Origin of the sequence: Bartonella queenslandensis AUST/NH15 (assembly GCF_000312585.1) — a bacterium.
Lineage (GTDB): Bacteria > Pseudomonadota > Alphaproteobacteria > Rhizobiales > Rhizobiaceae > Bartonella > Bartonella queenslandensis_A.
The window spans coordinates 46,547-53,585 of record NZ_HE998010.1; the positions used below are offsets into that span (position 1 = coordinate 46,547).

At 36.3% G+C, this 7,039-nt stretch carries 5 protein-coding genes and 2 pseudogenes; 5 read left to right on the plus strand and 2 right to left on the minus strand.

What is annotated here, in order from left to right; all coding sequences use genetic code 11:
* The first annotated feature begins 234 nt into the window (after window positions 1-234).
* Together BN338_RS07380 and BN338_RS07385 are read left to right on the plus strand one after the other, a co-directional pair.
* Complete coding sequence (locus BN338_RS07380; protein ID WP_039760573.1) at window positions 235-1,080, plus strand: TIGR01459 family HAD-type hydrolase; 846 nt, start codon at window positions 235-237, stop codon at window positions 1,078-1,080.
* Window positions 1,080-2,081, plus strand: a pseudogene (locus BN338_RS07385) (bifunctional riboflavin kinase/FAD synthetase). The gene BN338_RS07380 and the pseudogene BN338_RS07385 overlap by 1 nt, the downstream one beginning before the upstream one ends.
* Here BN338_RS07385 and BN338_RS12160 read toward each other — a convergent pair.
* Together BN338_RS12160 and BN338_RS07395 are read right to left on the minus strand one after the other, a co-directional pair.
* Window positions 2,065-2,226 (minus strand): hypothetical protein, encoded by a 162-nt coding sequence (locus BN338_RS12160; RefSeq protein ID WP_198003693.1) that lies wholly within the window; start codon window positions 2,224-2,226, stop codon window positions 2,065-2,067. The pseudogene BN338_RS07385 and the gene BN338_RS12160 overlap by 17 nt on opposite strands.
* A 455-nt stretch (window positions 2,227-2,681) precedes the next feature.
* Window positions 2,682-3,011, minus strand: coding sequence for a protein tyrosine phosphatase family protein (locus BN338_RS07395; RefSeq protein ID WP_039760578.1), 330 nt, complete (start codon window positions 3,009-3,011; stop codon window positions 2,682-2,684).
* 1,307 nt (window positions 3,012-4,318) lie between these two features.
* Between BN338_RS07395 and parA the strand changes: the two genes are divergently transcribed.
* From parA to BN338_RS11215, 3 genes and pseudogenes are all read left to right on the plus strand, one after another.
* Window positions 4,319-4,948, plus strand: a complete 630-nt coding sequence (gene parA, locus BN338_RS07405; RefSeq protein ID WP_039760582.1) for a ParA family partition ATPase — start codon at window positions 4,319-4,321, stop codon at window positions 4,946-4,948.
* Complete coding sequence (locus BN338_RS07410; RefSeq protein ID WP_039760585.1) at window positions 4,945-5,172, plus strand: hypothetical protein; 228 nt, start codon at window positions 4,945-4,947, stop codon at window positions 5,170-5,172. The genes parA and BN338_RS07410 overlap by 4 nt, the downstream gene beginning before the upstream one ends.
* A gap of 1,110 nt (window positions 5,173-6,282) precedes the next feature.
* Window positions 6,283-6,496 (plus strand): annotated as a pseudogene (locus BN338_RS11215) (EexN family lipoprotein).
* Window positions 6,497-7,039 lie beyond the last annotated feature (543 nt).

Here is a 7,039-nt window from a genome sequence, read left to right on the forward strand (position 1 = left end):
AAATTTTTATGAGAAAAATGAGCATTTTGCAATGATAAGCTTTTGCTATTAAGCGTTTTAGAATTTTGCACAACTTAATGATAACTTATTTATTTTATCATTTTTTATGATCTCTATAGACGATAAAAAGTTGGGATATGATTTGAGAAAGCAGATGACAGAAGTCTTATCTTTCGATAAGTACTTTTGAAGTAAAAGACAGCTTGATCAAAGACACATAGAGATAGGTGCATCATGAATGAACTTACCCGTATTGAGACTATGATAGCGCATTATGATGCTGTTTTTTGTGATGTGTGGGGTGTTGTGCATAACGGTGTCCATGCATTTGAATCCGCGTTGGAAGCGTTGTATAAAATTCGCCAAATGGGAAAAAGTGTTATTTTATTAACCAATTCTCCTCGACTACGGGAAGATGTTGCGGCCCAATTACAAAGCATGAATATTCATAGCGACTATTATGATGCCATTATCACTTCAGGGGATGTAACGCGTGATCTCATTTGTGCTGCACCGCGTAAAGTTTTTTTCATTGGTTCACACCGTGATTTGGTGCTGTTTGAAGGGTTAGAGTGTGAATTTGTTGAAGAATGGGAAGCTTCTGTGATCGTTTGTAGCGGCTTTCTTGAAGATTTTGATGAAGAACCCTCTGCTTATGAGGAGATGTTTCGTCGTATGCGCGCGCGGAATTTACCTTTTATTTGCGCTAATCCGGATGTGATTGTCCATTATGGAAATAGGGAATTTTGGTGTGCTGGTGCATTAGCGCGTCTTTATCAACAATTAGGGGGGGAAGTCCGCATCGCTGGAAAACCTCACGCACCTATTTATGAATGTGCTTTTGAAAAACTTCAAAAAATACGCGGGACAGTAGAAAAAAGTCAAGTTTTAGCTATTGGAGATGGTCTTTTAACGGATATTAAGGGGGCGGCTCATTTTGGGCTTGATGCTCTTTATATTATGGGGGGGATTCATCGTAATGATTATATGAAAAATGGTGTGGTGGATAAGCAAGCTTTGCATTCTTTGCTTGAGCGTCATGGTTATAGGCCACAAGCAATCATGTGGGCACTTCAGTAATGGCTAATTTTTGGCGTCTTCAGGGAACTCATAGGTTTCCCTCGGCTTGGCAGGAAGCCGTGTTGGCACTTGGAAATTTTGATGGTGTTCATCGTGGGCATCAGGTGGTGTTGCAAAAAGCGCTTGATTTCGCGCGGATAAAAAAGAAACCCGCTGTTGTTTTAACCTTTGAACCTCATCCAAGAAGTTTTTTTCAACGTTCAGCGCCTGTCTATCGTTTGACGGAGGCAGCTGAAAAAGCTGAAATTTTTAAAATCCTTGGCTTTGACGGCGTGATTGAGCAGCCGTTTGATGCACAGTTTGCTGCTCTTTCAGCAGATGAATTTATTCAGTCAATTTTAAAGGAAGTTTTTGATGTTTCCGTTGTGGTAACAGGCGAAAATTTTCAATTTGGTCATCAGAAAAGTGGAAATGTACATTTTCTTTGCCAAAGAGGAAAAGAATATGGATTTCAGGTTGTGCAAGTTCCTTGCGTTTCTCATCCTCAAGATTCACAACCGTTGATCATTTCCTCGAGTTTTATTCGGCAACTTCTCTCACAAGGGGAAGTGGACAAAGCAGCCCATTTGTTAGGATATCACTATCGAGTATGCTCCAATATTATTCAAGGCGACAAACTTGGACGCCTTTTGGGGTTTCCTACCGCTAATCAGATGTTGCCTCCTCAAGTTCGTTTGGCACATGGCGTTTATGCGGTACGTTTGCGTCGTGCGAACGGTATTTTATATGATGGTGTTGCAAGCTTTGGGTGTCGTCCAACGGTTGTTAAAGATGGAGCGCCACTTTTTGGAAACCTATTTGTTTGATTTTAACGATGATCTTTATGGGGAAAGCTGTATCGTTCTTTTTTTCAATTTTTGCGTGGACAAGAAAAATTTGATGGGCTTGAACCTTTGATTGCACAAATGCACCGTGATGAAAAAAAAGCAAAAGAAATTTTAAAGACAATCCAACCATTATCACAGTTGGATAGGTTGCTTACTTTTAAAAATATACTCTAAGTTTATCTGAAAAAGAAAGAAGAGCGGTAAAAATAGCACTTAAAGTGATGATCATCACAAAGATATATTCCAAAACATCACGGAATATACGTTTTTCTCGTTGTTGAGAGGGAGAATCGAATATCTGAGGGTCTGATTTAGGCATTATCTTTTTCAAAGTTAATTTTATGGCTTTTGTTATCATTCAAAAGTTTACTGCTTGTTTCTTTATGATCCGTTAAAACCCATGATGAAAAGTAAATGAATAAGCACACAATGTATTTGGCAAGCATAGATGATAAGAAGGAAAAATACAGTTTTTAAAATTTCTTGTGCTTTTAACTTTAGAATTTCATAAGTTTAAAATCGACGACTTTTTTATTTTAAAAGTTTATCGTTTCATCAATTTGCATGCATTTTTATATTTTTAGGGGTGGATGTTTGTTGTATCTTTAAGAGAAAATCTTGCTTATCAAGCTGTATGAGGTGTCTACCATGAAGGTACAGTTCCAAGTGGAAGGTGTGAGACAAAAATGATTGACAGATTCTTGTTTACAGAGCGGTGCAGATTAAAAAAATCTTTGTCTTTTAAGATGGGTGGAAAGCGTAGGAAGCTTGTGATTAAAGACATGCTAAACGATAAAGATGCAGCGAACGTGTCCCATGATGGCAATAAGCGAGAAGAGGGAGAGAGGCTGTTTTTAAAATTGTTTGCATGGTTTCAACATCTGTTGTTTCTATGGTCGGAGGAGAAATGGGAATGTAATAGGTTTGTATGCCATAGTCATTTGCAACCGCTTTAATGCTTGAAAAATCAGGTTGATGAGGTTCCTCGTGATTGGGACGGTTACAGATAATTGTTTTAAAACCAGCTTCTGCCAATGTTTTTATATTTTCTATGCTAATTTGGCCGCTGATAAAAATATCAGGATCAATCTGCTGTAAATTCATTTTTGTTGATTCCCAATTGCACGATTTTTACGATACTCTTAAGTTTATAAAAGAACATGATGAAGGTAAGATCTTTCAATGGTATCTTAACAAAAATATTCTTTTTGTCGAGAAGACTGGCTTGGAAAAACACGTTGTAAGGTGCAAAGTCTCTCAACTCCGCAACATGTTTATTATTCGATATTATGCAATGAATTGATTTATAATGATAATCGAGCGTTCCTCAACTTGAATTAGGAACCTGAAAGCCGTAAAATTCTCTTGTTTCAAGTCTGTTTCATGGTGCATCAATCAAGATCCCTTGCTTGCACGTTATAAACGAGAGCCTCAATAAGTGGAGCCTTATGTGGCGTGAAACTGCACAAGATAAGAACAAAAAATGTCTTTTCATGAACCGTTTCAAGTGCCAAGAGCTGTGATGTAACACCCACGCGTTGACAAAGTTGTGTGATGGGGGTGGTTTGCTTCTTCTCAAGCATAAAGATATAGGGGTATTCAATGAATTTACCGTTGTGAAAGATAACGCTCTTTATGGATTGCTCATTGTTCTCACGAAGAGAACACCCTATTGTGTTGCTTGTTTATGCGCAGAGCTATTCTTATTTTTTTCAAGCTCATTTCACTCTGTTGCGCATAAAGGGCATAAATTAAAAGAATATAAAATTCATTGTACATACTCCCTTTAGTTCAAGAAAAGGGACAAGCCTGCATTATCATACACTCGCTATCAATGCTGCCAGCAGTTCTTGATATTTAAGACATTTCATAAGAAGTGTTTTTATTCCTTTTTTTCAGTGTTTGTTCTTATATGTCAGCGCTCCTTGTGATGGCAGAAAAGTGATTTTCATTGATTGAATATAAGAAAGGGAAAACATAAAGAATTTTATGGATTTTTGTTTTCTCATTCAACATGTAAAACCATGAATTCTCCTTGGTAATTTGTTGTCTATTCAGAGCAGAGCTTGTTTGTCGCGTTCTATGCAGTGGACCCTATGAAGGGTAAAGTCCAAGAGATCAAGATTATGGATAGAGCATTATTTACAGATTGGTGTCAATTTAAGAAACTTTCATTTTAAGGCAGGGAAAGAAGAGCTTATTTCTTGTGTAAATTTATCTTTTTATCCTCAAGAACACCATCTTCATAATATTTTGGGCTTATGCTCAAAGAATATTCTAAAGATAAAATTAGGGGCTGTTGTTTTTATCGTAAAAATAGGAAAAGTGGTTGTTTTATAGGTGCTGGGTGCTTGCTTCTTTTATTGTTTTCTGTATAATCGTAAAAACGATAATAATGAAAGACGTAACGAATGATCATTGGACTTTTGAATCAAAAAGGGGGTGTCGGAAAAACCACGTTGAGCGTGAATCTTGCGGCTAGTTTTGCTCGTACTGGTGAACGGGTTTTGCTTATTGATGTTGACCCACAGGGGAGTGCATTGGATTGGGCTGCTGCGCGGGAAGATGCCCCTTTTTTTTCAGTTATTGGTTTACCGCGTGCAACAGTTCACAAAGAGATTATGCAGATTGGTCATAGTTATGATCATATTATTATTGATGGTCCTCCGCGTGTGACTGACCTTGCGCGGAGTGCTCTTATGGCTTCGGATTTTGTGCTTATACCCGTTTTGCCTAGTCCTTATGATATTTGGGCTGCTGATGGAATTGTAAAGCTGATTGATGAGGCACGCGTTTATAAAGAAAATATCAAATCTGCTTTTGTTATTAATCGTAAAATAGTCAATACAGCGATAGGGCGTGATGTGAATGAAGCTCTTGGTATATATCCCTTGCATGTTCTTTCTTCTAGCGTTGCGCAGCGTGTGATTTTTGCAGAAGCTGCAGCGCAGGGCAAAGCTGTTTACGAAATTGATAAACAAGGACTTGCAGCCGCAGAAATTGAAGCTGTTGCGGCGGAAATCAAGGAATTAGCGCGATGAATAAAAAAATTAAAATTGGTACGAAACCAACCAATAAGTCAATTCCTTTAACGGCTGATGCGTGGGTAGGAAACCATAAAGAGAATATGGGTGGAGAGATGAAGCGCCTTACGATTGATATACCAGAAACTTTGCATCGGTTAATCAAGGTAAGTTGTGCAACTCGTGGGACTAAAATGGCTGATGAGGTGCGCGAATTGCTTTCAAAAAAATATGGAAAATAAAAGAGGATATACGATAATAAGTGTGCGTTGGTTTGAGTGTTTTAAAAAGATGATATCGGTCATTTTTATATGACGTTAATCGTGATAAAAACATCCCTTTTACGCGTGTTGTTTTTATTTAAGTTGTTTTCTCATAAGATTCATCTCATGAAAGAGTTTTAGGTTTATGAAAAATTCTTCGTTTCAATTTTTCTTCTATAGATGTGATTATCATCCCTCCCTGTTATTTGTATCGTATCTGGATAGGTAAGTGTGTTCCCTCATAAATAATTGTCTTGATCATGATTTTAAATGTGAAGTTATTTTTGTTTATTTTCCTGAATACATGGTAAATAATGTAAATTAAGTGTAGCGTTTCTTCTTTTTTTCTGCTAGGGAACACTTTCTTTTTAAAGTTATATTTATGTATTCAGGGGGGATAAGAATAACTAAAATTAATTAATATGGGTGCGTTATAAGACTTTCTAATAAACAAAAGAAGTCATTGAGCATGTTAGAAAAAGTATTTCTTACATTTATATTGATTTTATAGTTTGAGATATTTAATGATCCTATCATGCTACGCAAGAGGATAGGTATTGTTTGCTTTTATCTGAATCTATGAAATTTTTTTTTTAGAATTTCTATTGGCATTTAAAAAGCGCAGGGGTAAAAAGTGCAGGGGAAACTTAAGTTTTTCTTTTTTTCTCAGCGGGTTAAGAAATAAGTAAGAGCGCAATCAGATCATTACAAAATATGTTGTTTCATTTGCAGAAAATTTGCGATGAAGATGGGCATGATGAATTTTTGATAAGAAATTTGTACTGCGTCTCATGGTGAAGTGGTTCTTGAAGGAAGACTCTTGAAAAAATAAGTGCTGAAAAAGCTTTTTGAAAATGTCAAAATATCAAAATCGCTGCTGAAGTTTAAACAGTTCAAATATGAAAGAGCAGCTGTGTAGATAGCGTTGCAAATCAAGTCTGATCAATAAAGCGGTCCTCATGATTCAACATATTGGTATTGAAAGTGTACGTATTTGTCAAAGGAAAGTTATACGCAAAAGTACAATACAGGGATTTTGTGAATCCAATGACTTGTTATTAAACTATAAAACAAAGAGAGGGGTAAAACTTGGATAAGATCATTATAACAGCACTGTTGCTTTGCACAGGGCTTGTTGCTGTTGGTTGTGAAAAAAACTTACAGCGTAGAAGAGTTTAAGAAGGATAAAAATTTACGCCACGAATGGCAAAAGAAATGTTACGTAGGTGGGGCCTCTATGTATAAATCTAAAAATTGTGAGAATGCAGAAATAGCAGAGAGGCAACTTCTTTTTGGAGGTTAAGAACGATGCTTGGACTTTGTAAATCTGAGGAAAAAAAGATCGTTTTGAAAGTGTAAACAAAAGTAATTGTGACAACAATGCTTTTTTCTTCCTTTCGAGAGAAAGAATTTTTTCTTAAATATTACGATATATGCAAATAGATTGGGATTGGTTATGTTTCTAATACTTTCATTCTCGTTTAGAAAGTTGGCTAGCAGAAACAACCAATACCCTTTGATGTAGCAACTTAGGATGAAAGAAGCAGAATAGGTCTTTAGCATACAGAGCTTCTTTAAAGACTATTGCGTCTAGATTGATACAAGGATTTTACAGTATTTACACGTGAAAACGGAGTTATATTTAAATTATGCGTAAAAAATATTGATTTATATAGATAATTTAGCATTATTCATATTGAGTTAAAACTCTGAATACCGTAAGATTCTTTCATTTCAAATCTTCTTATGTTCAATCAGCCACAATCATGTTTCTTGAACATTACAAGCAGGGAGAGCTGTGCAGAGTGAAATTGCACAAAAAAGGCATACTCTTGTTGAAGCATCT

Excerpts from the sequence above, each read along its gene's own strand:
- BN338_RS07395 (WP_039760578.1), bottom strand. The coding sequence starts at position 3,011 with ATGAATTTACAGCAGATTGATCCTGATATTTTTATCAGCGGCCAAATT.
- BN338_RS07380 (WP_039760573.1), top strand. The coding sequence starts at position 235 with ATGAATGAACTTACCCGTATTGAGACTATGATAGCGCATTATGATGCT.
- BN338_RS07410 (WP_039760585.1), top strand. The coding sequence starts at position 4,945 with ATGAATAAAAAAATTAAAATTGGTACGAAACCAACCAATAAGTCAATT.
- BN338_RS12160 (WP_198003693.1), bottom strand. The coding sequence starts at position 2,226 with ATGCCTAAATCAGACCCTCAGATATTCGATTCTCCCTCTCAACAACGA.
- parA (WP_039760582.1), top strand. The coding sequence starts at position 4,319 with ATGATCATTGGACTTTTGAATCAAAAAGGGGGTGTCGGAAAAACCACG.